The sequence below is a fragment of the Micromonospora sp. NPDC048930 genome, assembly GCF_043197935.1.
In the GTDB taxonomy this organism is placed as follows: Bacteria; Actinomycetota; Actinomycetes; order Mycobacteriales; family Micromonosporaceae; genus Micromonospora.
This window is the reverse complement of record NZ_JBICUB010000003.1, coordinates 413,929-439,258: the sequence shown is the minus strand read 5'-3', so window position 1 is coordinate 439,258 and position 25,330 is coordinate 413,929. Positions and strand designations below refer to the sequence as shown.

30 protein-coding genes are annotated in these 25,330 nt (G+C 73.0%); 13 read left to right on the top strand and 17 right to left on the bottom strand.

Translation table 11 applies throughout. The features are described 5' to 3' along the window. The first annotated feature begins 59 nt into the window (after positions 1 to 59). The 5 genes from ACGFI9_RS10850 (at position 60) to ACGFI9_RS10830 (ending at position 4,075) form a co-directional block, all read left to right on the top strand. The gene (locus tag ACGFI9_RS10850; protein WP_393177406.1) at positions 60 to 851 is read left to right on the top strand and encodes a class I SAM-dependent methyltransferase; all 792 of its coding nucleotides are present in this window, start codon (positions 60 to 62) and stop codon (positions 849 to 851) included. A gap of 56 nt (positions 852 to 907) precedes the next feature. Further along, a complete protein-coding gene (locus ACGFI9_RS10845) occupies positions 908 to 1,909 on the top strand; it encodes a hypothetical protein (RefSeq protein WP_393177404.1) in 1,002 nt (333 codons plus the stop codon). After that, entirely contained in the window at positions 1,906 to 2,559 is a 654-nt protein-coding gene (locus tag ACGFI9_RS10840; protein ID WP_393177402.1) for a hypothetical protein, read from the top strand. The genes ACGFI9_RS10845 and ACGFI9_RS10840 overlap by 4 nt, the downstream gene beginning before the upstream one ends. Positions 2,560 to 2,574: 15 nt before the next feature. Then, positions 2,575 to 3,477 carry an inositol monophosphatase family protein gene (locus tag ACGFI9_RS10835; RefSeq protein ID WP_393177400.1) on the top strand — a complete coding sequence of 301 codons (903 nt, stop codon included), beginning with the start codon at positions 2,575 to 2,577 and terminating at the stop codon, positions 3,475 to 3,477. A 67-nt stretch (positions 3,478 to 3,544) separates the two neighbouring features. After that, positions 3,545 to 4,075 (top strand): GNAT family N-acetyltransferase, encoded by a 531-nt coding sequence (locus tag ACGFI9_RS10830; RefSeq protein WP_393177398.1) that lies wholly within the window; start codon positions 3,545 to 3,547, stop codon positions 4,073 to 4,075. A gap of 89 nt (positions 4,076 to 4,164) precedes the next feature. Here ACGFI9_RS10830 and ACGFI9_RS10825 read toward each other — a convergent pair whose 3' ends face one another. Continuing rightward, entirely contained in the window at positions 4,165 to 4,449 is a 285-nt protein-coding gene (locus ACGFI9_RS10825; protein WP_393177396.1) for a helix-turn-helix domain-containing protein, read from the bottom strand. A 333-nt stretch (positions 4,450 to 4,782) separates the two neighbouring features. Continuing rightward, positions 4,783 to 5,964, bottom strand: a complete 1,182-nt coding sequence (locus ACGFI9_RS10820; protein ID WP_393177394.1) for a hypothetical protein — start codon at positions 5,962 to 5,964, stop codon at positions 4,783 to 4,785. A gap of 256 nt (positions 5,965 to 6,220) precedes the next feature. Here ACGFI9_RS10820 and ACGFI9_RS10815 point away from each other — a divergent pair, with 256 nt between their 5' ends. Further along, complete coding sequence (locus tag ACGFI9_RS10815; RefSeq protein WP_393177392.1) at positions 6,221 to 7,444, top strand: helix-turn-helix domain-containing protein; 1,224 nt, start codon at positions 6,221 to 6,223, stop codon at positions 7,442 to 7,444. On the opposite strand, the gene cutA is transcribed toward ACGFI9_RS10815, so the two are convergent. Next, positions 7,398 to 7,730 carry a divalent-cation tolerance protein CutA gene (cutA, locus tag ACGFI9_RS10810; protein ID WP_393177390.1) on the bottom strand — a complete coding sequence of 111 codons (333 nt, stop codon included), beginning with the start codon at positions 7,728 to 7,730 and terminating at the stop codon, positions 7,398 to 7,400. The genes ACGFI9_RS10815 and cutA overlap by 47 nt on opposite strands. A gap of 319 nt (positions 7,731 to 8,049) precedes the next feature. On the opposite strand from cutA, the gene ACGFI9_RS10805 reads away from it, so the two are divergent. The 3 genes from ACGFI9_RS10805 to ACGFI9_RS10795 are packed head-to-tail and all read left to right on the top strand — an operon-like array spanning position 8,050 to position 8,725. Then, the gene (locus ACGFI9_RS10805; protein ID WP_393177388.1) at positions 8,050 to 8,334 is read left to right on the top strand and encodes a hypothetical protein; all 285 of its coding nucleotides are present in this window, start codon (positions 8,050 to 8,052) and stop codon (positions 8,332 to 8,334) included. After that, complete coding sequence (locus ACGFI9_RS10800) at positions 8,331 to 8,510, top strand: hypothetical protein (RefSeq protein WP_393177386.1); 180 nt, start codon at positions 8,331 to 8,333, stop codon at positions 8,508 to 8,510. Before ACGFI9_RS10805 ends, ACGFI9_RS10800 begins: the two co-directional genes overlap by 4 nt. Next, a complete protein-coding gene (locus tag ACGFI9_RS10795) occupies positions 8,507 to 8,725 on the top strand; it encodes a hypothetical protein (protein ID WP_393177384.1) in 219 nt (72 codons plus the stop codon). The genes ACGFI9_RS10800 and ACGFI9_RS10795 overlap by 4 nt, the downstream gene beginning before the upstream one ends. Before the next feature lie 55 nt (positions 8,726 to 8,780). Here ACGFI9_RS10795 and ACGFI9_RS10790 read toward each other — a convergent pair whose 3' ends face one another. Next, positions 8,781 to 9,443, bottom strand: coding sequence for a helix-turn-helix transcriptional regulator (locus ACGFI9_RS10790; protein ID WP_393177382.1), 663 nt, complete (start codon positions 9,441 to 9,443; stop codon positions 8,781 to 8,783). A 114-nt stretch (positions 9,444 to 9,557) separates the two neighbouring features. On the opposite strand from ACGFI9_RS10790, the gene ACGFI9_RS10785 reads away from it, so the two are divergent. Genes ACGFI9_RS10785 through ACGFI9_RS10770 form a run of 4 tightly spaced genes read left to right on the top strand, consistent with a single transcriptional unit; the run spans position 9,558 to position 12,312 of the window. After that, on the top strand, positions 9,558 to 10,067 hold the full coding sequence (locus ACGFI9_RS10785; RefSeq protein WP_393177380.1) for a DUF2231 domain-containing protein: 510 nt from the start codon (positions 9,558 to 9,560) through the stop codon (positions 10,065 to 10,067). Next, positions 10,067 to 10,462 carry a hypothetical protein gene (locus ACGFI9_RS10780; protein ID WP_393177378.1) on the top strand — a complete coding sequence of 132 codons (396 nt, stop codon included), beginning with the start codon at positions 10,067 to 10,069 and terminating at the stop codon, positions 10,460 to 10,462. Before ACGFI9_RS10785 ends, ACGFI9_RS10780 begins: the two co-directional genes overlap by 1 nt. Before the next feature lies 1 nt (position 10,463). Then, positions 10,464 to 11,060, top strand: a complete 597-nt coding sequence (folE, locus tag ACGFI9_RS10775; protein WP_393177376.1) for a GTP cyclohydrolase I FolE — start codon at positions 10,464 to 10,466, stop codon at positions 11,058 to 11,060. 28 nt (positions 11,061 to 11,088) lie between these two features. Next, positions 11,089 to 12,312 carry an NAD(P)/FAD-dependent oxidoreductase gene (locus tag ACGFI9_RS10770; protein WP_393177374.1) on the top strand — a complete coding sequence of 408 codons (1,224 nt, stop codon included), beginning with the start codon at positions 11,089 to 11,091 and terminating at the stop codon, positions 12,310 to 12,312. A 12-nt stretch (positions 12,313 to 12,324) separates the two neighbouring features. On the opposite strand, the gene ACGFI9_RS10765 is transcribed toward ACGFI9_RS10770, so the two are convergent. The 13 genes from ACGFI9_RS10765 to ACGFI9_RS10705 all read right to left on the bottom strand — a co-directional run bounded on the left by ACGFI9_RS10765 (position 12,325) and on the right by ACGFI9_RS10705 (position 25,279). Next, the gene (locus ACGFI9_RS10765; RefSeq protein ID WP_393177372.1) at positions 12,325 to 12,786 is read right to left on the bottom strand and encodes a hypothetical protein; all 462 of its coding nucleotides are present in this window, start codon (positions 12,784 to 12,786) and stop codon (positions 12,325 to 12,327) included. Continuing rightward, a complete protein-coding gene (locus ACGFI9_RS10760) occupies positions 12,783 to 13,280 on the bottom strand; it encodes an RNA polymerase sigma factor (protein ID WP_393177370.1) in 498 nt (165 codons plus the stop codon). Before ACGFI9_RS10760 ends, ACGFI9_RS10765 begins: the two co-directional genes overlap by 4 nt. Then, positions 13,277 to 14,170, bottom strand: coding sequence for an alpha/beta fold hydrolase (locus ACGFI9_RS10755; RefSeq protein WP_393177368.1), 894 nt, complete (start codon positions 14,168 to 14,170; stop codon positions 13,277 to 13,279). The genes ACGFI9_RS10760 and ACGFI9_RS10755 overlap by 4 nt, the downstream gene beginning before the upstream one ends. Next, positions 14,089 to 14,658, bottom strand: a complete 570-nt coding sequence (locus ACGFI9_RS10750; RefSeq protein WP_393177366.1) for a DUF3995 domain-containing protein — start codon at positions 14,656 to 14,658, stop codon at positions 14,089 to 14,091. Before ACGFI9_RS10750 ends, ACGFI9_RS10755 begins: the two co-directional genes overlap by 82 nt. Before the next feature lie 189 nt (positions 14,659 to 14,847). Beyond that, positions 14,848 to 15,060, bottom strand: coding sequence for a hypothetical protein (locus ACGFI9_RS10745; RefSeq protein ID WP_393177364.1), 213 nt, complete (start codon positions 15,058 to 15,060; stop codon positions 14,848 to 14,850). Then, positions 15,053 to 15,502, bottom strand: coding sequence for a hypothetical protein (locus ACGFI9_RS10740; RefSeq protein ID WP_393177362.1), 450 nt, complete (start codon positions 15,500 to 15,502; stop codon positions 15,053 to 15,055). Before ACGFI9_RS10740 ends, ACGFI9_RS10745 begins: the two co-directional genes overlap by 8 nt. Then, positions 15,499 to 17,337, bottom strand: coding sequence for a hypothetical protein (locus ACGFI9_RS10735; protein ID WP_393177360.1), 1,839 nt, complete (start codon positions 17,335 to 17,337; stop codon positions 15,499 to 15,501). Before ACGFI9_RS10735 ends, ACGFI9_RS10740 begins: the two co-directional genes overlap by 4 nt. Next, positions 17,334 to 18,677, bottom strand: a complete 1,344-nt coding sequence (locus ACGFI9_RS10730; RefSeq protein ID WP_393177358.1) for a lipopolysaccharide biosynthesis protein — start codon at positions 18,675 to 18,677, stop codon at positions 17,334 to 17,336. The genes ACGFI9_RS10735 and ACGFI9_RS10730 overlap by 4 nt, the downstream gene beginning before the upstream one ends. Before the next feature lie 24 nt (positions 18,678 to 18,701). Further along, complete coding sequence (locus tag ACGFI9_RS10725) at positions 18,702 to 19,517, bottom strand: polysaccharide deacetylase family protein (RefSeq protein ID WP_393177356.1); 816 nt, start codon at positions 19,515 to 19,517, stop codon at positions 18,702 to 18,704. After that, positions 19,514 to 21,895: a glycosyltransferase gene (locus ACGFI9_RS10720; protein WP_393177354.1), complete on the bottom strand. Its 2,382-nt coding sequence runs from the start codon at positions 21,893 to 21,895 to the stop codon at positions 19,514 to 19,516. The genes ACGFI9_RS10725 and ACGFI9_RS10720 overlap by 4 nt, the downstream gene beginning before the upstream one ends. Then, a complete protein-coding gene (locus ACGFI9_RS10715) occupies positions 21,840 to 22,883 on the bottom strand; it encodes a phosphotransferase family protein (protein ID WP_393177352.1) in 1,044 nt (347 codons plus the stop codon). The genes ACGFI9_RS10720 and ACGFI9_RS10715 overlap by 56 nt, the downstream gene beginning before the upstream one ends. Next, entirely contained in the window at positions 22,880 to 24,232 is a 1,353-nt protein-coding gene (locus ACGFI9_RS10710; protein ID WP_393177350.1) for a hypothetical protein, read from the bottom strand. The genes ACGFI9_RS10715 and ACGFI9_RS10710 overlap by 4 nt, the downstream gene beginning before the upstream one ends. A 3-nt stretch (positions 24,233 to 24,235) precedes the next feature. Then, positions 24,236 to 25,279: a GNAT family N-acetyltransferase gene (locus ACGFI9_RS10705; RefSeq protein WP_393177348.1), complete on the bottom strand. Its 1,044-nt coding sequence runs from the start codon at positions 25,277 to 25,279 to the stop codon at positions 24,236 to 24,238. Positions 25,280 to 25,330: the final 51 nt, after the last annotated feature.

Genomic DNA, 25,330 nt, shown 5'->3' with positions numbered 1-25,330 from the left:
GTGCGAGGCTGGGGGACGGGCGCCGCCGCCCGGGGGCGACGACCGCAGTGGAGGATGCGATGGCCGAGCCGCCGATCCGGGTCCCGTCGGGCCACGCGCAGGCGCACGGCCGCCGCGCCAACCGGCGCAGCTACCACGACGGCGCTCAGGTCAACGGGTACGTCGACGACCCGTACCACCGGATCCGCCGGGCCGTCGCGGCCCGGCTGATGGTCGACGGCGTGATCGGGACCGGGCCGGTGCTGGAGCTGGGCTGCGGTCCGCGCAGCATGCTCGACCCGGCGGAGCTGCCCGGGCCGCTCGTGGTGGCCGACATGGCGGAGACCGCGCTGGGGCACGCCCGCCGGGCGGCCCACGGGCGTGCGCTGCCGATCTGCCTGGACGCCACCCGGGGCCTGCCGTTCCGCGCCGGCGCCTTCGCCGGGCTGCTCACCGGTGAGCTGATCGAGCACGTCTACGACCCGGTCGCGTTGTTGCGCGAGTGCCACCGGGTGCTCGCCCCGGGCGGGCTGCTGGTACTCACCACCCCCAACCTGGCGACCGTCCAGGACCGGCTGGCCTTCCTCGCCGGCCGCGCGCCGCGGCAGGTGGACCCGCTGCACCCGTACCTGTGGCTGCACATCCGCCCGTTCACCGCGTCGCTGTTGCGCCGGGTGCTGCGGCGGGCCGGCTTCACGCCGCTGGCGATCCGCTCCAACCAGGTCGGTTGGCTGCTCCCCGGTGGACGCTGGGTGACCTCCCGGCTGCTGGCCCGCATCGCGCCCGGGCTCGGCGGTTCGCTGATCTGCGCCGCCCGGCGGGGGTCCGGACCGCCGTCACCGTCCGTGGTGGGACCACGGAACAGCCCGTGATCGTGATATTGACAAAGGGCTATCATGGAGGTTCCGTCGTCGACGGGGGGACGTTCATGGCCCGACTCCTCAACTGGGTCGTCAACAATCTCGACGCGTTCATCGGGCTGATCCTGGCCGTGACCGTGGCGGTCCTCGGGCTGACCAACACGGTGAGCCAGGACGTGGTCAACAGCGCCATCCTGCTGGTCCTCGGGCTGCTCGCCCAGGCCGTGCTGCGGGACCGGCTGCGCCGGGAGACCAGAGAGCAGCAGGTGCGCCAGGTCGTCCGGGACACCCGTGACCGGCTCACCGAGCTGGTGCCCCAGATGCGCGAGATCACCGGCCCGGACGGAGCGCTGAACCGGGCCCGCGAGGCGATCGACAGCGTCTCGATGGTCCGGGTGCTGCACGGCAGCGAGGTCGGGCAGGCCCTGGCCGAGGCCCGCCGGCACACCGACCGGTGGAACTTCAAGGGCGGCACCGGCACCTACACCCGGGCGGTCACCCTCCCCGAGTGCCTGGAGCACGCCCGCAAACGCAACGCCACCCTGCACGTCGCCATCGAGATCATCGACCCCACGGACGAGGCCGTCTGCGAGCGGTACGCGCGATTCCGGCGCAGCCTCGCCCCGGACGCGCGGGAGGAGCGGTGGACCGTCGACCGCACCCGCAAGGAGTCGTACGCCACCGTGCTGGCCGCCTGCTGGCACCTGCAACGCTCCGGGCTGCTCACCATCGACGTGCGACTCTCCGCGCAGATGACCACCTTCCGGTACGACCTCTCGTCGAGCTGCATCATCATCACCCAGGAGAATCCGCAGACCCCGGCGCTGCGGATCGACCGTAAGGAGCTCTACTACAACCGCTTCAACATCGAGCTGCAGTACAGCCGCGAGCAGAGTCGGCGGGTGCCCATCGAGGCCGCCGCGCAGGTCAAGCTCGACGACGAGCCCTCCGTGGAGCAGGTCCGTCGGCTCTTCACCGCGCTCGGGCTGCCGCTACCCCGGTCCTTCGGCGACCGCGAGGTCGCCGACATCGTGGGCCGGGCCGTCCAGGCGAGGAACCCGTACGCATGATGAGCTACGCCGACCTCGAACGGGAGATCGACCGGGGCACCCGGCCGGAGCTGCTGCGCGACTGGGTGCTGGCGGTCCTCGGGGACATCGCCGAGGGCCGCCGGCCGCTGCGGGCCGTCCGCCACCCGCTCGGCTTCACCTGCCTGCCGGTGGAGCGCGCCGGCCCGGACGGGATCTGCGTGCACGCGTGGCCGGCGAACCCGCCGCCGGTGCGGCCGACCACCTCCGCCATGCACTCGCACAGTTGGGACCTGCTCAGCCACGTCCTGCACGGCCGGGTCCGCAACGAGCTGATCGAGGTCACCGACGCGCCCGCCGACCCCGCCTGGCGGGTGTACGAGGTGCACAGCCGCGGTGACGTCGACGAGATGGCCGCCACCGACCGGCTGGTCACCGCGGTGACCGCCGCGGTGGAGACGCACTCCGCCGGTGACTCGTACGCGCTGCGCGCCGGCGGCTTCCACACCTCCGAGGTGGACGCAGGGCGGCCGGCGGTGACCGTGGCGCTCGGCCGGACCACGCCCGGCTCCTGCGACCTGAGCCTCGGCGCGGTGAACGGGCGCAGTCACCGGGTCCGCCGGGACCGGTGCGACGCGGCGGAGACCGCGCGGGTGGCGCGGGAGATCGCCCAACTGGTGGCACGGGGCTGAATGGCGGGAGGAGCCATGGACGAGGAGCCGAGCAGAGGCGGACCGGACCTGCGGGACGCGCACCGGTTCGCGGTGGACGCGGCCCGCGCCGCCGGGCAGCTGCTGCGCCGCGGCGCCCGGGGCCAGCTGCACGCCCGGGCCAAGAGCGCCACCGGTGACCTGGTCACCGACCTGGACCTGGCGGCCGAACGGCTGATCGTCGACCGGATCCGGGCCCGCTGGCCCGAGCACGGGGTGATCGCCGAGGAGGGCGGCGAGTACGTCGCCGACCAGACCTGGGCGTGGCTGGTCGACCCGCTCGACGGCACCAACAACGTGGCGATCGGGCTGCCCGCGTACGTGGTCGGGATCGCGCTCTGCGAGCGGGGCTCGCCGGTGATCGGCGTGGTGCACGACCCGGTCGCCGGCCGGACCTGGTCCGCCGTACGCGGTCAGGGCGCCTTCGTGCACGCGGCCGGACCCTCCGGACGGCCGCTGCACGCCCCGCGCCGGCCGGTGCCGGCCGCACCGGTGCTCGCCTGGACCCAGGGGCACGAGGTACGCCGCGACGACAGCACCGCCCGTGCCCTCAAGGTGGTGCTCGACTCCACCGCCCGGCGGGTGCTGCAGCTGTGGGCGCCGCTGCTGTCCTGGGTGATGCTGGCCCGGGGCGACATCGACGGCATCGTCGGCTACCGCCCGGAGGCGGTCGACCTGCCGGCCGGGATGCTGCTCGCCGCCGAGGCCGGCATGGTGGTCCGGGCCCTCGACGGCGGCTGCTTCGACGACCGGTACGGCTGCCCCGCCGACCGGCGCAGCTTCGTCGCCGGCCCGCCGGAGACCATCGACCGGCTGGTCAAGCTGGTCACGGCGGCCCAGTGGATCGAGCCCCAGGTACGCCAGCTCACCCCGATCAGCCTCAGCTCGGTCGGCTGGTGACCGGGCGGTCCGCAGGCACGGCGACGCCGGCTCTCCCTCGCCTGCCGGGCCGAACTACATTCGTGGCGTGCGTACCATCACCAGCGACCGACTCCTGCTGCGCCCCTGGCGCGACGACGACGCCGACTTCCTCCTGGATCTCGAGTCGCGCTGGGAGGTCGTACGCTTCCTGGGCGCGCACCCCACGACCATGCGCACCCGCGCGGACGCCCTCGCCTCGATCGCCCGGCGGCGCGCCGTCGACCATCCGATCCACGGCATCTGGGCCATCACCACGGCTGCCGACGGCCGGCTGGTGGGTAACCTCCTGCTCAAGCCGATCCCGCTGTCGGCCGGAGTGTCCGCCGCCGGACCGGAAGACGTCGAGATCGGCTGGCACCTGCATCCGGACGCCTGGGGACACGGCTACGCCACGGAGGCGGCAGCGGCCGCCCTGGACGACGCGTTCAGCCGGGGCCTGGCGCGGGTCATCGCCGTCACGGATCCCGACAACCACGCCTCCCAGGCCGTCTGCCGGCGGCTCGGCATGACCCACCTCGGCCGTACGACGAGGTACTACGACGGTCCGAACGAACTCTTCGAGAAGCCGCGCGGCTGACTCGTCGGACCAGACGACGCGTCGGAGTCCTGGGCGCATCTCGGCCAGGTTGAAGCCGTTCAGGCCGTCAAGTCCGCCGGCGCCACCGGTCACAGTCTCCGAGTCGGCGATGAAGCCGGCCACGCGACGTCGTCGATTGCGAGCCACGCCGCGTTGGCCACGGCCGTGGGCGTGAGCCCGGTGAACGCGTTGACCTCGCGGTGGAGGTGGGGCTGGTCGACGTAGCCGCTCTCGGTGGCAACGCTGGCGGGGGAGTGGTTCGCCGCGAGAAGGTGGGCGGCGTGGTCGAACCGCACCAGTCGGGCGGCGCGTTTGGGTGTGATGCCGAGCTGGGACCGGAAGCGGGACCACAGGCGCTTGCGGCTCCAGCCCACCTCGTCCGCCAGGCCGTCGACCCGCAGCCGCCCTCGGCTGGTCAGCGTCCGCCGCCAAGCGTAGGCGACCTCCGGAGGCGCTCGCGGCCCCCGATCCGTGGATGAGCAGCAGCGGCGGCGCGTGCCGCGGGCCGTCGTGGACGACGTGCATGCCATGCGAGTGCTCGACGTCGTGCTCAGTCATGCAAGCGATGATGCGTGGGCTGCCGGCTATCCGTCTTGGACAAATGTCGTCGTGGGGGTGACGAACCGGCGGCTGGCTCGCCTACCTCCGGGAATCGGAGGAGGGGTAGCCTGGCGGGGCTGCCGCTCCTCCGATCCGGCGATTCGACGTTACGTGATGGGGCTGATTCCCCAGATCTGCCAGGCGGTGGCGAAGTCCTGCCACAGCATGTCCGCACCGCTCCAGCCCGACATGATGCCCTTGGCGACGAGTCCGCTCGTCGTGGGCAGCGCGACCGGGCCGCCGCTGTCACCGTGGCGCATGGCCTGTGCCCCGTCCTCCTGCCGCGACCACACCAGGCCGCCGTAGCACTCCCAGTTGCCGTACGGATCGTAGGCGCAGTACGACGAGTTGCCGGCGTCGATCACGACGTGGCCGCACAGCCACGTGGTGACCGCGCCCGACGAGCAGAGTTCCTCGCCGGTGTACACCCAGTCCCACCCGTACACGTGGGTGACGGCGGTCGACGACCCTACGCCGGTGAAGCTGTAGCTGCCGGCGTCGGTGGCGACCATCAGCAGGTCCTGGCTGACGTTCTCGTGGCTGGCGTAGCCGACCCATCGGGTGCGGTCGCCGTTGCGCCACGCCTGGCCGGGGAATCCGCAGTGGCCGGCGGTCAGCAGGTACTCCTGGGTGCCCGACCTGACCCCGAATCCGGCGGTGCAGGCTCGCCCGTCGTCGCTGACGATCGTGCCGCCGCCGTAGAACGGGGCGAAGTCGTTGTTACGGCCCCCCGCCTGCAGGCGCTCCTGCGCGACGACCTGAACCGGGACTCCCACGTCCGGCAGGCTGCGCGACGCCGAGGCGACCGTGGCGGGGACGACCCCTACCACCAGACCGCTCCCGTCCACCGGGATCGACACACGATGCGCCGGACCGCCCGGGTGCACCCGCAGGTGTTGCACCATCCGGTCGGACGCCGCCCGCAGTTCGGCCAGCGAGTACCTGGCCGGCAGCACCTCGACCGGCGCTGTCCCACGGGCCCCGTCGACCGCCGACCTGACCGCGGCCGGCAGCGGGCCCTTGTACCAGAGCCGCACCGCTCCCTGGTGCAGCTCGATTCCGGTGAATCCGCGCGCGGTGCTCCGTTCCACAGCCCAGCGGATCTGGCTGGCAGCCGACCGTGCCTTGTCCTGCGCCTGCATCCTGGCCCGCTGGTCTGACGACACATGTGCGAAGGGCGTGGCGGCGTCACTGGACGGCTTTGGCGGGTCCGCGTCTGCGGCCGACGAGCCGAACACCAGCGTGCCGGCGGTCAGCGCCGCGACCAGCAGATACTTCCGTTTCTGCACAGGGTTCCTCCCTTGGGTTCGATCCCGCTCGGGATCTCATCTACAAGGGGCGCAACGGCGACTGTGGATACATGCGGCAGATCCAGGGCACTTGGGCTCATGTGTGGACTCGTGATCGACTTCAGGTGAGCTTGGTCGGTGGCCGTCGAGGCTGAACATGACCAAGGCAGGGACGCTGGCGCATGGTGAGCAGTCGGGTACGGTACGCATACCTGGTCGCGCCGGATGGCCGGCCGCACCACCTCGGCAGGTGATGATGACCGAACCGACGTTCGCGGACCGCTTACGCGTTCTGCGGGAGGAATGTGGCCTGTCCCTACGGGGCCTTGCCAGGCTGACGTTCTACGGCAAGTCGTATCTGCATGAGTTGGAGACCGGTGCCAAGGTTCCCACCCCACACGTCGCGCGCCAGCTCGACCAGGTCCTGCGGGCTGGCGGCGAACTTGTTGCACTCGCTACCGTCAGGCCGGGCTTTCGTCGTCGGGAGTTCGTCGCTGCGGCAGGGTTGGCCGCTGCTCTGCCGCACACCCTGTTGAGCCACGGTCGCCAGCTTGGCCCCGCGACACCCGGACGACTTGCCGAGCGAACCGCCCGGCTACGTCGCCTCGACAACTACCTCGGGGGCGGCGACACCCGCCAGGCGTACGCCGCCGAGGTCGAGTCCACCAGCCGGTTGATCCGGGACGGCTCCTACAGCGAGGCCGTTGGCCGTCAGTTGCTTGCGATTCTGGCCGAGCAGGCCCAACTGGCCGGTTGGGCTGCCTTCGATGCTGGTGCGCAGAGGAATGCCCATCGCTTGTACCGCACCAGTCTGGCGGCGGCCCGGGACGTGGACGATCCGGCGCTCGCCGGCAACGCTCTCGCGCTCTTGGCCTATCAGCAGCTCACTCTTGGTGATCGTGCCGTCGATCTGGCCAGTGCGGCTTGTGATGCCGCCAGTGCCGCGGCGACACCAGGCGTCCGTGGCCTGCTGCACCTACGGGCGGCCTGGGCGCATGCGGTGTCCGGCGATGCGGACACCGCCGATCGACACCTGGGCGTCGGCACCGCCTGTCTCGCCGAGCACGACGACCGCCCTGAACCCGACTGGGTGTACTGGGTCGACCAGACCGAAGGCCAAATCATGACTGGCCGCTGCTGGACGGCGCTGCACCGACCGGTTCGCGCGATCCCCGTACTCGAACAGGTCCTGGCTTCCTTCGACGACACCTACGCCCGGGACAAGGCGCTCTATCTGTCCTGGCTGGCCGATGCCTACCTGGATGCGAATGAGGTGGAGAAGGCCTGCGACATCGCGGTCACCGCCGTCCGACTCGCTGGCGGCGTCGCCTCCATCCGTCCCGGTCAACGGCTCGACGCACTGCTTCGTCGATTGGAGCCGTACGCCGCGCTGCCTTGCGTCGCCGAACTCCGGGCGTTGGTGGCTGAACTGATCAAGTCTCCTGGACTGACTGCCGAAGCCAAGTCAGGTAGCCCGTAGCGCCGCGCACGACGGGGACTGCGCTCACCTGGGGGTTCTTCCACGGGTGCTCCGCCAGCAGGTAGCGCTCCAGTTCCGGATATCTGCTGGCCGTCGTCATGAGCAGGACCTGCCACTCCTCGCCGATGCCCTGCTCGCCGAGGTGCCAGAAGACGCTGGTGACCGGACCGAGCACCTGCCCGCTCGCGGCCAGCCGGGCTGCCACCGCCCCTTCGGCCAGCCGTACCCCTGCATCGCGAGTCTCGGTGGCCGTCGCCACCTGAAGGAAGTCACTCACCAGCCACACCCTAGTGGCGGCTGTTGTCCGCGGACAGCACGGACAACCAGCGGACGGCCGCCCCCTGGATCTTCCTCGGGCCTCCGATGAGGCTGCTTCTACCAGCAGGAACGCTGCCCATGGCGATCTCTGCAGTCGGGCGGCACGTGCGGAGGGAGCCGGCTTCGGTGTACGGAGTCCTCAGGTTGTGGGGGCGGGTGAGGCTGCGCCTGCGACGGCCATCGGCCGAACGTGGCTTCGGGCAACGCATGCAGGAACGCGAGCAGCAGGTCGCGAAGGAGCGGTTGCTGGACAGCAGCCGGACGTGGGACAAGGGTTCAGGTGCCGCGTGATCGGTCGTCCGGCAGGCTTCGGCCGGGAATCCTTGCATCGCATCGGCGAAGCGTCGTTTCCTCCCGCCCGCCCCGCCCGGCGCTCCATGGTGCCATCGGCACGTGTCTCGTACGAGGAGTACCTGCTCGCCGTCGCGCTCACCCTGGCCCGGCGGCACCGGCCGGTGTGGTGCTGGCGGCGGTGGCGCCGGGTCTGCCGTTGCGGCGCGGATCTGCCCTGCCACGCCCGCCATCGCATTCCGATCAACCGTGGCCACTGGCCGGGTGAGGACGAGCAGTGAGCCACGATCAGGAGAGCCGCATCCTCGGCGTGCACCTGCGCGGGATCGACGGGATGTGCACCGGTTGCCGGGTGTGGTGGGGACGGCTTACGCCGTACCCGTGCTGGCAGGTGGAATGGGCGACCAGCCGGAGGGCGCGTCTGCTGACCGCGGCCTGGCTCGGAGGTCGCGAGTGAGCACGCACGGGCCGGTGCTGCCGATCTGGACCTGTGGCGGGTGCGGCGGCCCGTGGCCCTGCGCGACCCGGCGCCGCGAGCTGCGGGCGGAATTCGCCGAGGCTCCGGTGTCCCTCGCCCTCTACATGGGAGCCCAACTGGTCCGGGCCTCCGCCGACCTGCACTGGCTGCCGGCGGGCGTGCTGCACCGGCGGTTCCTCGGTTGGGTGCGGTGAGAGCATCCTGAGGGCCGGGGACGAGGAGTTCCGCCGGCCGCGCCGCTACCGCACGCTACGCCGCTGGTGGGCGACGTTCCAGCCGGACACAGCAGGCCCCGGGGTGCGGCGCGAGCCGGGGCAGCAGGTCGGTCCGTCCCGCACCGTCGACCAGGCCGGCGAGGAACGCGTGGTTGAGCCCGCACACCAGGGCGGTCTGCCGGGTGGCCAGCGCGTGGAACGGGCAGTTGCGCAGCATCACCTCTGCGCCGAGCGCCTCGGGCTCGAAGCCGAGGCCGGCGAGCACGGCGACGAGGTCCTCGCCGGCGTCGCGTACCCGTGCGCCGATGTCCCGGCCGCGCTGGCGGGCGTGCCGCCGGGCCGCCTCGGGGGCGTCGTGGGGGTCGTCGGCGACGGCGTCGGCGAGGATCTCGGCGATGAGTTCGTAGCGCCGCTCCGGCACGGTGATCGCCAGGCCGTCGCCGGCCGCCTCGTAGACCTTCGGCGTCCGGCCGCGCCCCCGGGGCTGGTCGGCCGGCGTCTGGTAGTGGGCCCGCAGCAGCCCGGACTCGACGAGCTTGTCGAGGTGGAACGCGGTGAGGTTGCGGGACATGCCGTGCGCCTCGGCCGCCTCCTCACGGGTGACCGGGTGGTCGGCCCGGCACACGTAGTCGTACAGCGCTCGTCGGGACCGGTCGACGAGCGCGGCCATCGCGCTCCAGCGCTCCCCCGTGCTCACAGCCCCGAGATTATCACCAACGAAGGCTATTGAAATTAGCGCCGCGCTGGGGCAGCATGATCGATAACACCAATGACCGTTGGTGAAAATCACCTGGGGGTTTCCGTGCGACCGATGGATCGGGCCAAGCATCCGGTGACCAGCCTCGCCGGCCGCTACGGCCACCCGCTTCATCCCGCGCTGGTGGCGGTGCCGATCGGCGCCTGGCTGGCCAGCTTCGCCTTCGACGTCGCCTCCCGGTTCGTCGCCGGGCCGCAGTCCCTGGCCGACGGCGCGCGGTGGCTCATCGGCCTCGGCGTCGTCGGCGCGCTCGCCGCCGCGCTGGTCGGCTTCCTGGACCTCTTCGCCATCCCCACCGGCACCCGCGCCTTCCGCACCGCGCTCGCGCACATGGCGATCAACCTCGCGGTCACCGGCGCGTACGCGGTCAACTTCGTCATCCGCGGTGCCGGCACGCCGGGTCCGGTGGCCGCGGGACCGCTGGTGCTCTCGGCGATCAGCCTCGCCGGGCTGACCGTCGCCGGTTACCTCGGCGGCGAACTGGCCTACCGGTACGGCGTGCGCGTCGCCGACGAGACCACCCAGGCGCAGGGCTACCACCACACAGACAAGGAGAACGCCTGATGGGCATCGCCGCACTCGTCACCTGGCTGATCGCCGCCGCCGGTGGCTTCGTCATGCTCGGTACCTGGATCTCGCACGGCGGCCACCGGCCGGGCAGCGGAAGCCGCCTGGCGCCGGGCCTGGTGTTCGGCCACTTCGCCCTGGCCGCGATCGGGCTGGTGCTGTGGATCGTCTACCTCGTCGTCGACAACGACGTGCTGGCGTGGATCGCGTTCGCGGCGCTCCTGCCGGTGGCGCTGCTCGGGTTCACCATGTTGGCCCGCTGGATTCCCGCCCGGCGTGCCGGGACCGCGGAATCCCGGTTCCCCGTGCCGGTCGTGGTCGGTCACGGCCTGTTCGCCGCCGCGACGCTGGTCCTGGCCGCGCTCGCCGCCCTCGGTGTGGGAGGTCGCTGAGGTGAGTGTCACCGCGCTACGGGTGCAGCACCAGCGTCCCCGCCGCGACCCGGCCGCCGCCGAACGGGCGGCGGCGGAGTTCCTGGCCGCGCTCGGCGTGGACCTCTCCGCCGACGGGCTCGCCGACACCCCGGGCCGGATGGCCCGCGCCTACGCCGAACTGCTCACCCCGCGCGAGTTCCAGCTGACCACCTTCGACAACGACGAGGGGTACGACGAGCTGGTGCTGGCCCGGGCCATCCCGATCCGGTCGGTCTGCGAACACCACCTGCTGCCGTTCGTCGGCGTCGCGCACGTCGGCTACCTGCCCGGCGACCGCATCCTGGGACTGTCCAAGCTGGCCCGGGTGGTCGAACTGTTCGCCCACGGCCCGCAGGTCCAGGAGCGCCTGACCAAGCAGATCGCCGACTGGCTGACCACCCACCTGCGCCCGCGCGGGGTCGGCGTGGTCATCGAGGCGGAACACCTGTGCATGACGCTGCGCGGCGTCCAGGCCGTCGGCAGCAGCACCATCACGTCGACCCTGCTCGGCACCCTGCGCGACGACCACCGTTCGCGGGCCGAGTTCTTCACCCTGGCCGGGGTCGGCCCCCGCTGATCGGCGTACCTCGAAAGGAGCTGGACCGATGTCGAAGACCGGTACGTTCGTGATCGTGGGAGCCGGGCTCGCCGGCGCGCGGGCCGCGCAGACGTTGCGGGAGGAGGGCTTCGACGGCGGGATCGTCCTGATCGGCGACGAGCCCGAGCGACCGTACGAGCGGCCACCGCTGTCCAAGGGCCTGCTGACCGGCGGTGCCGAACCGGACAGCGTGTTCGTGCACGACGCCGGCTGGTACGCCGAGCACGACGTCGACCTGCGTACCGCCGCCCGCGCCGTCGCCGTCGACCGCGCCGACGGGGAGGTCCGGCTCGCCGACGGTCAGCACATCGGGTACGACAAGCTGCTGCTGGCCACCGGCGCCACGCCCCGCGACCTCGCGGTACCCGGCGTTCACCTGGACGGGGTGCTGCGGCTGCGTACCCTTGCCGACAGCCGCCGGATCGGCGCGGCGCTGGTCGACGGCGCGCACCTCGTGATCGTCGGAGCCGGGTGGATCGGCCTGGAGGTCGCCGCCGCCGCCCGGCAGCGCGGCGCCACCGTCGACGTCGTCGAGACCGCCGCGCTGCCGTTGCGCCGGGTGCTCGGCGACGAGATCGCCCGGGTCTTCGCCAACCTGCACCGGGACCACGGCGTCACCTTCCACTTCGACGCCGAGGTCCGCGAGGTCCGCGGCGCCGGTCGGGTCTCCTCCGTCCTGCTCGCCGACGGCACCGAGTTGCCCGCCGACGCCGTGGTGGTGGCCGTGGGCGTACGGCCGAACACCGAGCTGGCGACCGCGGCCGGCCTCGCCGTGGAGAACGGGATCCACGTCAACTCGTCCCTGCGCACGGCCGACCCGGAGATCTACGCCGCCGGTGACGTCGCCAACGTCTACCATCCGGTGCTGCGCCGGCGCCTGCGCGTCGAGCACTGGGCCAACGCGCGCCACGGCGGCGCCGCGGCCGCCCGTGCCATGCTCGGCCAGGCGGTCCGCTACGACGAGTTGCCCTATTTCTATACCGACCAGTACGACCTGGGCATGGAGTACGTCGGGCACGCCCCACCCGGGAGCTTCGACCGGGTCGTCGTCCGGGGTGACGTCGCCAAGCGGGAGTTCATCGCCTTCTGGACCGCCGGCGGTTGGGTGCTGGCCGGCATGAACGTCAACGTCTGGGACGTCGTCCCGTCGATCCGGCGGCTCGTCGCGGCAGCCCACCCGGTCGACCTCGACCGACTGGGCGACCCCGACGTGCCGCTCGACGAGCTGTAGCCGCCGCCGTGGCTACCGCCCGGCGAGTTCGCGTTCGAGACGGTCCAGCGCTGCGCGCGCGGCACGCCTCACCCCGAGGGGTACGAGCGCGGCCCGGCCGGGGACGCGGACGCCGCCGGTGAGCGCCACCCTCGTGCGGCCGTCGAGGTGTGCGGCGGCGATGCCGATGATGAGGAACCGGCTCTGTGCCCAGAACCATCCGGGCCGGTGTACGCCGACCAGGTGCGCCCGGAACCCCCAGCGGCTGCGTGCGTCGAGCTCGACGTGCTCACCGTCGACGGCGGTGACCCGCACCCGGTGCATGTCGAGTTCGATGAGCCCGAAGGCTCCCTCGAAGTCCGACAGCAGCCCCCACACGACATCGAAGTCGCCCTCGACGACGCGTTCGGTCACGGTGGCCCCGCGCACGCCGGCGGCGAGCGCCCGCAACCGGGCGATCTGGTCCACGTCGGCCGTCGGCCACTGCTCGGTCATGACGACCACGCCTTCCGAAAACTCGCCCGCGCTCGGGACAGCCGGGACTTCACGGTGCCCGGCGGCAGGTGAAGAGCCGCCGCCACGGTCTTCTCGTCGAGGTCTTCCATGTCGCGCAGGACGAGCATCGCCCGGTGCTCCGGCGACAGCCGGCGCAGGACGTCGCGCACGTCCGCGGCGAGCTGCGGATCGCCCCTGGCCGGCAGGTCGGTCAGGTCGGCGGGTACGCCGGCGGAGTCGCGACGCGCGAGCCGGACCGCTTCCCGCACCGCGATGGCGCGCACCCAGCCGTACAGGGCCTCCGGGCGTGACAGGCTCCGCAGGCCGCGGAAGACCGCGGTGAGGGTTTCCTGTGTGGCGTCCGCGCCGCTGGCGAGCGCGATCGGCCCGCAGATCCGCGCGACGTACGGCGCGAGCCGGTCCAGCAGTTGCGCCATGGCCAGGGTGTCCCCGGCGCGGGCCCGCTGGACCAGGTCGACGTCGTACTCGATCATGACAGGAACGCTCTCATGAGCGCGTTCACCTCATCCGGACAGTCGAGGGTGATCGCGTGGCCGCAGCCGTCGATGATGGTGGCCTGCGCGTGCGGCATCAGGGCAGCGAACCGTGCGGCCTGCCAGGACGGCAGGATGGTGTCCTGGGCACCCCAGATGATCAGCGTCGGCTGCGGAGTGGCGGGCATCCGGCGCTGCGTACGCCGCCAGTCCAGTCCGCGTTCCAGCTCGTAGATCGAGCGCAGGTTCGGTCGGGCGGTCAACGGCCGCCACATGGCCTCGGCCAGCTCGGGGGTGGCCCGTTCCTTGTGCACGAACAGGTCGGCGATGCCCGCCTGCACCGCGTCACGGGTGTAGCCGAGGTTGACGACGAGTTCGCCCAGCGCGGGAGTCTTGAGGATCTCCCAGCTGGCCACGTCCCGGACGGCCAGGCCGGACGAGGCGAGCAACACGAGGCGCCTGACGCGCTCGGGATGGCTCTGCGCGTAGTCCAGGGCCCACCCGCCGCTCCACGAGTGCCCGGCCAGGTCCACCCGGTCCAAGCCGGCGGCATCGAGGAACGCGCCGATCGCCGCCTCCATCGCCGGTAGATCGTAGGCGAAGTGCGGGTCCCGTGGTTCGGTGTAGCCCTGCCCGGGCAGGTCGACGACGTAGACCGTGTGGCCGGCGGACAACGCGGCCAGTTGCGGCTGCCACGCGTAGGTCGAGGCGGTCCCGCCGGGCAGCAGCACCAGCGGCGAGCCGGATCCCTCCCGCAGGTAGTGGAAGCGGGCCACTGCGGTGTCGAGGAACCGTGACCGCAGGCCGGTCACCGTGGGATAGGTCGCCGAGCCGGGCACATAGGCGTACGCGGCCAGCGCGATCGCCGTGGCGAACACCGGCGGCAGCACCAGGGCCAGGCGGGCAGCCAGGCTCGCGCCAGCCCGTACCCCGCCAGCCGGTAGGCGGCCAGCGCCAACGCGACGCACCCGGGCAGATAGAGCACGAGGTTCAGCCAGTGGAACACCGGCCCGGCGGTGCGGCTGCCCGACCCCAGCGCCCAGGCGACCCGTAGCGGCACCTGGCCCGCGGTCGCCGCGGCCACGCCGACCGTCACCAGCTGCACGACCCGACCGGTCACGCCGCGCGGTCCGCGCACCAGCCGCCAGGACAGCGCGACCGCGGCCGTGGCCAGCAGGAGCGCCAGCGGCAGGAGGATACGTGCGCTGAACGGGACCGGATAGCCCAGCACCGCCATCGACAGCGCGCGCTCGTCCGACGCCGGCCAGGTCGCCCCGGTCAGCCAGTAGAGGTGGATCGCGGCATCGGCGCCGAGCACGGCCGCGGCGAAGCGTCCCGCGCGGCGCGTCAGCGGATCGGGAGGTGGTGTGTCGGTCACGGCTGCCCCTTCGAGCACGGTGGATCGCTGTCACCGGAGAAGAGGCAGCGGGTGTGCCGGAGGTTCCGCCCGTGACGCGGACCACTGCACCGGCGGCGGCGCTCGCGGCTGCCGCAGGTGCACAGCGCCCTGGCCGCCGGCCGGGCGTACGTCGCCACCTGCCCGTCGCACGGGGCCGAGCGGATCAGGTCAGCTCAGGTCCCGGAACCGCTGGAGGATGATCAGGAGGAACGCCGCGAGCAGCGGTGCGGCGGCCACGTCGAGGATCCGGAGAGTCATCCGTCGCGCCGACGCCGCGGTCAGCTGGACCACGATCCGGGCGATGAGCGCCAGCATCAGCAGGGTGAGTACCGTCGCCTGAACGGGCCCGGCCCGGGCCACGCCGAGAGCGATGTCAATCATTCCGCCTCCATCCGAGGTGATGTAGCGCGTCCCGGCCCAGCTCGATCAGGGCGGCCAGCGCCGCGATCCCGGCGAGGGCCGCGAGCCCGAGCTGCGGCGACCACCGGTGCAGATGGATCATCCCCTGCGCGACCAGGACGCCGAGGGCGAGGCTGAGCGCGACGCCTACGACGAACGTGCTGAGGCCGTCCGGTATCCGGATCAGCCGTGCGCAGGCCAGTCCCGGCACCACGGCGAGGTAGCCGAGGACGCCGACCGCCCGGAGGACGCCCGGCACGTCCCAGAGGACGAGGTTGACCACGACGCCGGTGGCGATGAGCGTCGCCAGCGCCGACCATGGCGTACGCGACGGGAGGTGCTCCTCGGACGCGGCACCGCCCCGCGGGCCGGGCGGACCCGTACCGACATCGACACGGAGCTCAGGCTCGGCGATCTCCGTCACGGACCGCTCCTTCCGCTGCTGGCGAGGACGTAGATCCTCGCCTCGGGATTGCCGTAGACGAGCCTGAACCGTCCGGACTCGACCACCTGGCGTTCCAGGTCCTCGCCCCAGCCGCGCGGCTTGCCCAGGAACGACTCCGCGAAGACGAACTGTCCCTTCGTGATGATCAGGTAGGCGTCCTTCGGGCTGTACGCCATCTCCTCCTCGATCGCGGGGACGGTCGTCGGCCCGAGGTCCTCGCCGAGGGGTCGGTACCGGTACCGTTCGACGCCCTGTGCCCGCCAGGGGACGTTGGAGGTCACCGACACGAGCGTGGCGTCCGCCGGGGCGTGCGCGTAGAGCCACTCCACGGCCCGGTGGTCGCCGGGGCGTACCTGCTCGAAGGCATCGTTGCCGTATCGGGCGACGAAGAACCCGCCGATGAGGACGGTGCTCAGCGCGCCCGCCAGGAGGGCCGACGAGACGCGACGCCGGGCGGGCCACACCGGGACCGCCAGGGCGGCCAGGAGGATCGCCATGAACGGCAGGGCGAAGGCGTACACCCGGAGGAAGATCTCGCCGCCGTAGCTCTGCATCCCCAGGAGCAGGAACGGTGCGCCGGCGAGCGCCAGGAGCCCGAGGTCGCCGTCTGCCCGCCGCAGCCGTCGCCACGCGCCGACAGCGGCCAGCCCCCACACCACCCCGGCGAGGACGACCCGCAGCAGTACGACGATCTGGTGCCCCGCGTCGCCCCGCACCCGTTCGACCGCCCCCTTGTCGATCGTGCCGCTGATGTTCCCGAAGGAGCCGAACATGTCGTCCAGGTGCCCCGCCCAGTATCCGACGGCGCCGTAGCTGATGTAGGCCATCAACGCGACGCCGAGCAGGACCGGAAGCGTACGGAGCGTGCAGCGGCGGACCAGCACCAGCGCACCGACGCTGACCACGATCGCTATCGGGGTGAGCTGGTGGCTCACGGCGCTGGCGGCGAAGACGGCGAGGACGACCGATACCAGGCCGACCAGGGACGCCGGGCTGGCCTGATCGGCCACCGGTTCGAGCAGCAGCGGCCTCGGTGGCAGCCGGAGCATGCGCGGCAGCACACCCGGGCCCTGCGGGGACCGTTCGACGGACCGGGCGCCGTACCGGACCGGCCGGAACCAGCGCAGCAGCACCAGCAGCAGGACCAGGTAGAAGAGGTAGTTCATCGCCTGCGGGCCGAAGTAGTCCTGCCCCACCCAGTTGGCCGGGAGGAACAGCCAGAGCGCGAGCCAGGCCGTCCGCGCGTCGGTCGACGTCGCCCGGGCCAGCTTGAACACGACGGCGCCGTAGAGCAGGTTGAGCCCCACGGGCGCCCAGGCGAGCAGCGGCATGGCGTCCGGCATCCCGGCCGCGCGCGTCGCCATGGCCGTCAACGCGAAGAATCCGGGCCAGCTGAAGCGGGCGTCCAACTCCGGCAACGTCTCCCCGGTACGGGCGATGTAGTCGGCGAAGCCCACATGCAGCCAGCCCGAGATCACGCGCGGCAGCGGCTCGATGATCGGCGCCGCGCCGAAGAGCAGGACGACCAGCACCACCACGTGCGCGGCGAGCAGAATGTCGGAGGCCGGGCGGGTGCGGAAGAGGCCGCGCAGGAAGCTCGCGGTCAGCAGGGCCAGCGCGACGTACAGCTCGGGGCGCAGCGCGGTGACCAGGCCGAGCGACCCGATGTCGGCGACATCCCCCCGCCGCAGGGCCCAGACCCCGAGCGCGAGCGCCGCCACGGGCGCGGTCCACTCGGCACCGGCGAGCAGGCCGTTCCGGATCCGCCGGCCGGCGGTGGCCGGGGCGGCCAGCACGGCCGCGCCGGCGCTCACGACGCGCCCCGCAGCAGCCGCGTCATCGACGGCAGGACGGCTGCCATCACCACGACCTGTCCGGCGAGGTAGGCGACACCGACGCCGACGACCCCGATCTCGGGCATCGCGACCAGCGCCAGCGACACGACCAGGGCGCTCGTGGCCGCGTGTACGGCGATGATGCGACCCACCCGGCGTTGCACCCGGGACGCCGCGACGAAGACGGTCAGCACCAGCTTGGGCAGCACCGCGACGGCGAAGAGCCGCAGGGTGTCCGCGCCGGTCGCGGCGTAGCCGCTGCCGAACAGGGTCAGCAGCAGCGGCGCCGACAGGCAGAGCAGGACGACCGCCGGGGTGAAGAGGAGCAGGCCCCGTCGCAGCACCTGTCGCGCGTACGCCGCGAGCCGCGCTTCGTGGGCGGCGGCCTCCACCGTCAGCGAGGTGCCGAAGTGGTACGCGACCAGCTCCAGGGAGCCGCCGAGCAGCCAGGCCACGTAGAAGATGCCGTTGGCCTCGGCGCCCAGCCGGGCGGTCACGATCAACGGCAGCGCGTTCGTGCCGGCCTGCATGAACAGGTATCCGACGTAGTCCAGCGCCACGAACCGGGCGAGCACCCGGCGGCCCGGCAGCGCCGCCTCGGTGCGGCGGGCCCGCTGCCGGGGCAGCAGCCGACGGAAGACCAGGATGTTGACGGGAATGAGCGCCGCGACGACCGCCAGGTTCCACGAGATGAAGATGCCCAGGCTCGGTACGGCGCCGGCGAACAGCACCAGCAGCGCGATCTTGGCGAGCCCGAAGGCGGTGTTCTCGACCGGGACCCAGGCGACACCGCGCAGGGCGGTCAGCACGCTGTCCTGCAGGGTGAAGACGCACCAGCCGGCGATGGAGAGGACGAACGCCACGGCGAGCAGGGGAGTGCGGGTCAGGAAATCGAGCTGGTCGGTGACCAGCGGAGCCAGGAGCAGGAAACCGCTGCCCAGGGCGACGGCCGCAAGACAGGTGACCACGTAGGCGTACCCGACCAGCCGGTTGCCCTGCCCCGCCGCGGCCGGCAGGAAGCGGGCGAGGGCTCCGTTCAGATTGAGCTGCGAGAGGTTGCTGAGAAACGTCATCGTGGACACCATCGCCGCCCCGACGCCCAGCTCGGCCGGCGAGTAGAGGCGGGCGGCGAGAGCCCAGTACGCGATGCCGAGCAGCGAGCTGACCGCCGTGTTGAGCATCAGCGCGTAGACGTTGCCGTTCAGCGGGTCGCGCAGGTGCTGGCGTAGCCGCACGCCGAGCGACCCGGCCACGGTGCCGACGCCGGAAGCCCCGTGGCCGATCGACACGTCCGTGGTCCCGGCATGGTGGGCGCTCACGAGCTCATCCCTCCCTTCGGTTGCTCACGAGGTTGGCTGGCCCAGCCGCGGACGCCCGGTGTGCACGAGGTGGCGGGCCCGTCGGTACGCCCGCCAGCCCCGGGTGCGCAACCGCTCGCCGCGCCAGGCCAGCGGCCGGCCGGTGCCGTCGAGCAGCGCCGCGATCCCGGCGACGCCGGTGTCCCGCTCGACCAGCACCCGGGCGATGGCGAAGACGTCGTCGTCCGGGTGGCTCAGCGCGTTCTTGACGCCGCAGGCGGAGGAGTAGCCGGCGGCGCGCACCGCGGTCCGCACGGCGGCGCTGTGGTAGCCGTACGGATAGGCGAACGACCCGACCGACGTGCCCATCCCGTCCTCCAGCGCCTGTCGGCTCGCCGCGACCTCCTGGCGCAGCTCGGCCGGGCGGAGACAGTCGAGCGCGCGGTGGCTGCGGCTGTGCGACCCGATCTCCACCCCGTGCGCGCGCAGCTCACGGAGCTGGTCCCAGTCGAGTGACGGATCCCCGTCCGGCGGCGGCGCCGCGCCCACCCGGGCGACGATGACGTACGCGGTCGCGGTGAGCCGGTGCCGGCGCAGCAGCGGCAGCGCGGTGTCGGCCAGGTCGGGGAAGCCGTCGTCGAAGGTGATCAGCACCGGCCGTGGCGGCAGCGGGGCCAGCCCGCGCAGCACGGCGGCGTAGCCGCTCACCGTCATCGGCGTACGCCCGGCCTGCTCGATCAGCGCCATCTGCTCGTCGAAGTCGCCCGGCGACACCGACCAGCGCAGCGTGTTGTCCCGGGGTACGTCGCCGATGCTGTGGTAGCAGAGGACGGGAACGACGGCCTGCGGTGAATGGTTCACCGGTGGCTCCTTGCGGGTCGGGCCGCCGCGGCGACGTAGTGGACCGGCCCGAGCGCCAGTCCGCAGAGTTCGAGCGCGGTCAGCGACGCGGGGTAGCCGTCCTGCTTCCGGTTGTTCTTGGCCGACCCGGGCCGCAGGGCGTAGGCGATCCCCCGGGGCAGCCGCCGCAGCAGTTCGCGTCGGGCGGTGGGGTCGGTGGCCAGGCATTTCGTCAGCACGGCGCCGAGGCCGACCCCGTACTGGTACATGGTCCGCCGCAGCGCACGCAGCTCTCGGCGGTGCGTGTGCCAGGCGAGGGCCCCCGGCTCGTAGGCCAGCGTGTGTCCGGCGAGCACCGTACGCAGCAGCACGTCGATGTCCTCCCCGCTGCGCAGCCGCGGATCGAAGCCGGCCAGCCGGCGCAGCGCGTCGGTGCGGAAGGCCATGTTCGCGCCGGAGCCGTACGACCCGGGCAGGTACGGGTGCAGCGACGGCGGTGCCACGTCGACACGCGCGCCCCCCGCCTCGACCGTGGCGACGCCGGTCCGGTCGAACCGCCGCCGCTGGCAGCCCTTGCCGTAACCGCCGTACTGCTCCAGCCAGATCTGCGCCGGCGCGTCGAGTTCCCGGGCGAGGATCTGACCGGTCACCCCGGCCACGTCGTCGTCGGTGAAGCCGTCGACGAGGCCGCGCAGCCAGCCCCGGTCGAGGACGAGGTCGTCGTCGGCGAAGGCCACGATCTCGCCCCGCGCCTCGGCCAGCCCCCGGTTGCGGGCGTGCGCGACACCCGGTCGCGGTTCGCTGGTGTAGCGGAACCGGGGATCGCCGGCGGCGCGACCGGCGACGATTCGCGCCGTATCGCCGGCCTGCGGCGCGTTGTCCACGACGATGATCTCGAAGTGGGGGTAGTCGAGCGCGGCGAGCGAGTCGAGGGTGGACTCGAAGAGCGGCGTACGGCCACACGTGGGCACGACCACGCTCACGAACGGGGCGGGCTCCACCGCCGGCCGGCGGGAACGGCACGGCCCGGCGTCGGCCGCTGCGGCCGTGCCGCCCGTCTCCCCGGCCGGGCCGGGGTCGAGCCGGTCGAGCGGGGGCAGGCCGTCGTGGCGCAGGTGCGCGTCGATCGCCGGGGCGAGGCGGTCCCGGATCGCGGCGGTGAGCGCCGGCGCGGTCAGCCCGCCGGCCGGCAGCGCGACGTCGACCAGCCCGAGCGGCTGCCCGTGCAGCCGGACCAGGACCTGGGCCACGCCGTACCGGGTGCCGTCCGGCCCGCCCGTGTCGGGCACGGCGGGCACCCCCGCAGCGAGTTCGACGGTGAGCACCCGGATCGGCGCCGGACCCGCCCGGCGCCGGGGGGCCGGTTTGCCGACCGCCTGGGAGGCGCGCAGGGCGTGGGCCGAGACGTAGCCGGCGGCGGTCACCAGCAGCCCGGCGACGATCGCGCCGGAGCGCAGCAGCCCGGCGCGGTCGCCGGCGCGGGCCTGGCGCAGGCCGCGCCGCACCCCGGCGGGCAGGGTGCGGCGGGTGTACGTGCGCTCGGTGGCGAGCCCGGCGTCGCTGCCGACCAGCCGGGCGACGACCGCCTTGGACCGTCCCTCGGAAAAGCAGCGCTGCCGGAAGTAGCGCCACGTCGTCCGGTCCACGGTCACCCGGTGCCGGACCCGGGCCGCGGGCTCGTAGAGCACCACCCCGTCCGGTTCGAGGTGTCCGATCCGGATGCAGAGCTCCGTCTCCTCGCAGCCGACCGGCGTCCGGCCGACCCGGCCGAGCGCCGGGTCGAAACCGGTGGTGCGGTGCAGGATCGACCGGCGGAAGGACATGTTGCAGCCGATCACGTTTCGCACGGGAGCGACCTCGGTGGGCTGGCCGGTGAAGCTGCATCCGACCACCCAGTCGAACTCGGGGGGCAGCCAGCGCGGCCGTTCCTCCTCCCAGGCCGGTACGGCGTGGCCGCCGACCGCGAGCACCCGCTCGTCCCGGTAGTGCGGCAGCAGCCGGGCCAGCCAGTCGGGCTCCGCCTCGGCGTCGTCGTCGAGGAAGGCGACGATCTCACCGGTCGCCCGGGCCAGTCCGGTGTTGCGGGCCGCCGAGAGTCCGCGCGGGCCGGCGTTGGGCACGACGGTCAGCTCGGGGAACGTGGCGTGCACCCGTTCCAGCAGCGCCGGGTTGTGGTCGACGACCACGACGACCTGCGCCGCCGGTAGGTCCTGCGCCAGCACCGAGTGGACCGCCCGGACGATCTGTGCCCACCGCCGCTCGGTGTAGACGCAGACGACCACGGTCACGGTCGGGGCCGGGCCGGACCCGGCCGGCGCCGCCGGGTCGAGAACGGCGACCGGCTCAGACGTTGGCGAGGACGCGTTCGACGTTGCCGCGGATCCAGCGTGGAGCGTCATGGTCACCTTCCGAGTCGATGAAGAGCAGGATGTGGCGTAGCCAGTAGAGGAGCAGGGCCGGTCGCGGCGGGATGCCGTCCAGCCAGTCGGCCGCCTCGGCGGCGGGGACGTCGAGCGTCCGGTCGATGCCGTGCCGCAGCGCCCGGAGGACGATCTCGCCGAGTTCGTCGCCGCGGGCCAGCCGACGGGCGAGGACGTGCAGGTGCAGCAGGTCGTGCAGGGGGAGTTGGCGGGGCGCGGCCCGGTCCCAGTCGACGATCCCGGTCACCTGGCGGTCCGGAGCGGTGGCCAGCAGGTTGCCGGGCCAGTAGTCGCCGTGGATCCAGGACGTGTGCACGGTGCGCCCGACGAGGGCGGCGACGAGCTCCTCCCGTAGCCGGCCGACCGTGTCCAGCAGCCGGCCACGTCGCGGGTGGGTGGCGGCGAACTCCGCCAGGCGCCGCAGCGGGACGTCCACCCACTCCGCCACGGCCGCCCGGTCGAGCAGGATCCGTTCCCGGGTGCGCTGGTGGAGTTCGCGGATGGCCCGGCCCGCGGCGGCGAGCAGCGGGGCCCGCTGGCTGTGCCGCAGCATCATTCCGCTCGCCGGGGCGCCGCGCAGCGCCCACTCCACGCAGTAGTAGCGCCCCTCGATCTCCCCCTGCGCCGCGCAGTACGGCAGGAGCGGACGCAGGCCGGACAGGCTCGGGTCGGCCCGCAGCCGGTCGAGCACCTCGGCCTGGCGCCGCAGCCCCTCGACGGCCTGGGTGGTCCAGGGCACCTTGACCATGTAGCGCCCGCCGACCCCGTTGTCCCGTACCGTGGCCACCGCGACGGACGTGCTGGTGAAGGCGACGGCCTCGGTCCGCCAGCGCGTGCCGTCGGTGGCGGTCGCCAGCGCGACCAGGCGGGGGGCGACGGTGGCGGTCCAGCTCCGCTCGGGCCGATGCAGCCAGCAGGCGAGCCGGTCCCGCAGGACCGGCTGCGCCCACTGGACGGCGACCCTCACCGGGCCGCCCGCTCGACGTAGTGCCGCCAGATCCGGCCGAGGGCGTCGGCGAGCACCAGTTCCGGTGCCCGGTCGGCGTCGACCCGCTCGAGGTGCGGAACGCGCCGGCGCAACCGCCGGTACTGCTCGCGCTCCCGCTCGAGGTGCTCGGGGTCGTACTCGCCGGAGCGGCGGTACATGACCGACCCCGGGACGTCCAGCAGCAGCACCACGTCCGGTGCCGGGCAGAGCCGGCTCAGCAGTTGGAAGTACGGCCGCTTGAGCCAGACCAGCGGCCCGCGCGGGGGCAGCAGGGCGTCGTAGACGTAGCGGTCGAAGACCACCATCCGGCCCAGCGCCCGGTGGCGTACCGCCGCCAGGTAGCGACGCCACACGGTGAACGGCCGCAGCAGGATGCGCAGGCCCTGCTCGGTGGTGCTGCGCGGCGCCTCGCTCGACGGCCAGAGCCCCATGTAGACGCGGCGGACCGGAAAGTAGAACGCCGACTCGATGCCCCGGGCCAGGGTTGACTTCCCGGACCCGTCGGGGCCGATCAGGGCGACGCCGGCACCCCGACGGCTCCACGCCTGCAACGGCCGCTCGATCGAGCGCAGGGCGGCCGAGCCGAGGACACGGCGGGCCGCGCTGGCCGGACGGGCCCGCCACCAGGCGGCGAGCAGGCGCCGACGTACGGCCGACAGCGCCGCCGGGTGACCGACCCGCCAGTACGCCAGCAGCATCCGGACCGCCTGGTCCGGCAGCGCCCGGGGGAGTGGGCCGTCAGTCGTGGCGTGGTCGGCCAGTTGGCGCAGACGACGCAGGTGGTGGCCGGCGACGGTGCCCTTGTCGAGCACGCAGTGCAGCAGCAGCGCCCAGAACTCGTCCCCCGGCGCGAGGACCCACACGTCGTCCTGGCGGACCCGGCGGCCAAGGCACCGGTCGGCGGCCCCGGTGCGCACCTCGAAGTGACGGCCGTAGGCGAGCTCCGTCACCAGGTCGAGTTCTACCCACGATCTGCTGGCTCCGTCGAGCCCGAGGAAGAACCGGTGACTGCCCCGGCCGTGACCGGCCAGGCGGATCAGGCCGTGGGCCTCGACGACGGCCACGGCCCGCGCGAGATCGGCCGGCGCGATCAGGAGATCCAGGTCTCCGGGGGCGACCAGCGCCTCCGGGCCGCCGCGCAGCAGGCACCAGCGCACGGCGGCCTCGTCGAGGCCGGCCAGCACCGTTCGGGCGAGCCCGTGCGCGGCCGTCGCCGGTTCCGCCGGGCGTGGCGGTTCCGGCTGGCCCGCCATCGCGGTTGTCGTGCGCACGGTCGTGTCGTCGCCGCTCATCGTGTCTCCGAACGGCTGGGGCGGGGTACGGCTCATGCACTACTCCCGTCCCGGCCGGAGCGCCAGGATCCGCCGAACACCGCCGCGGGCGCGCTGGACCAGCGGGGTGATCGGCACCCGCTCGATCCGGTAGCTGGCGTAGTCCTGGCTGACGGCGCCGAAGCGGCTCTTGAACATCTCCAACGAGGAGACCCGGGCCGAGTCGCCCATGTTGTAGACCGTGCACCCGGCCGCGATCGCGTCCGCGATCGCCGTCTTGTGCAGCAGGTAGTTGGCGTAGACCGGGCCGGCGAGCTTCTCCAGCATCGCGCCGCGCCAGTACATCGCCGTCCTCGCCCCGAGCAGCACGACGATCGCGGCGACCGGTCGTCCCTCGTGGTACGCGGCGTATATCCGGCACCGGGAGCCGAGCATGGCCGCGACGGTGCGCAGCTTCCGGTGCGGCTCCCGTCGGGCCGCCAGCCGCCGGGCGAGCGGGAGCGGGAGGCGGTCCCGCCGCGCCCAGCGGTCGACGGACTCGCCGTAGAGCTGGTGGAAGACCGAGACCAGGCGGCCGGTGTCGTCGCGCTCGACGACCACGCCGGCCCGCTCCGCGCGCCGGATCCGGTTGCGGGTGTCGCTGCGGAACCGCTTGCGCCAGACCTCGTCGAAGCCGCCGTCGAGAAAGACTGTCTGCGTCATCCGCTCCTCGCGCAGCACGCTCGCCGGCACCTCCGCGTCCCAGGTGGCGGCCGTGGCCGGATCGGGGCGGACGAGGGTGCTCAGCACGTGCCGCCGCGCCAGGTCGGTGACCACCAGGCGGACGTCCTCCGGGCGCAGCTCCCCGCCCTCGCAGACCAGCCCGCCCGGTCCCCAGCCGACGGGGAGGCCGAAGTCCGTCGCGAGGATCGGACCGATCCCCGGGCGGCGGACGAGCGGAAGGACGAGCCGCCTCCCGTCGGCGGTCTCGTAGAGCCGCGAGACGTCCTCGTAGCCTTCGACCAGGCAGACGCAGCGCAGCCAGGTGGGCGTCTGGCTGGGCAGGGCGTTCGGCGCGGAGGCGACCACCTGCTCCCACGCGTCGACCGGCGCGGGACTCGTCACCCGCGTCGGGCCGTCGAGTGACGGCCCGACGCGGGGCTCGAGGCTGGTCCC

Excerpts from the sequence above, each read along its gene's own strand:
- ACGFI9_RS10850 (WP_393177406.1), top strand. The coding sequence starts at position 60 with ATGGCCGAGCCGCCGATCCGGGTCCCGTCGGGCCACGCGCAGGCGCAC.
- ACGFI9_RS10845 (WP_393177404.1), top strand. The coding sequence starts at position 908 with ATGGCCCGACTCCTCAACTGGGTCGTCAACAATCTCGACGCGTTCATC.
- ACGFI9_RS10840 (WP_393177402.1), top strand. The coding sequence starts at position 1,906 with ATGATGAGCTACGCCGACCTCGAACGGGAGATCGACCGGGGCACCCGG.
- ACGFI9_RS10835 (WP_393177400.1), top strand. The coding sequence starts at position 2,575 with ATGGACGAGGAGCCGAGCAGAGGCGGACCGGACCTGCGGGACGCGCAC.
- ACGFI9_RS10815 (WP_393177392.1), top strand. The coding sequence starts at position 6,221 with ATGACCGAACCGACGTTCGCGGACCGCTTACGCGTTCTGCGGGAGGAA.
- ACGFI9_RS10785 (WP_393177380.1), top strand. The coding sequence starts at position 9,558 with ATGGATCGGGCCAAGCATCCGGTGACCAGCCTCGCCGGCCGCTACGGC.
- ACGFI9_RS10780 (WP_393177378.1), top strand. The coding sequence starts at position 10,067 with ATGGGCATCGCCGCACTCGTCACCTGGCTGATCGCCGCCGCCGGTGGC.
- ACGFI9_RS10770 (WP_393177374.1), top strand. The coding sequence starts at position 11,089 with ATGTCGAAGACCGGTACGTTCGTGATCGTGGGAGCCGGGCTCGCCGGC.
- ACGFI9_RS10765 (WP_393177372.1), bottom strand. The coding sequence starts at position 12,786 with ATGACCGAGCAGTGGCCGACGGCCGACGTGGACCAGATCGCCCGGTTG.
- ACGFI9_RS10760 (WP_393177370.1), bottom strand. The coding sequence starts at position 13,280 with ATGATCGAGTACGACGTCGACCTGGTCCAGCGGGCCCGCGCCGGGGAC.
- ACGFI9_RS10745 (WP_393177364.1), bottom strand. The coding sequence starts at position 15,060 with ATGATTGACATCGCTCTCGGCGTGGCCCGGGCCGGGCCCGTTCAGGCG.
- ACGFI9_RS10720 (WP_393177354.1), bottom strand. The coding sequence starts at position 21,895 with ATGACGCTCCACGCTGGATCCGCGGCAACGTCGAACGCGTCCTCGCCA.
- ACGFI9_RS10710 (WP_393177350.1), bottom strand. The coding sequence starts at position 24,232 with ATGAGCCGTACCCCGCCCCAGCCGTTCGGAGACACGATGAGCGGCGAC.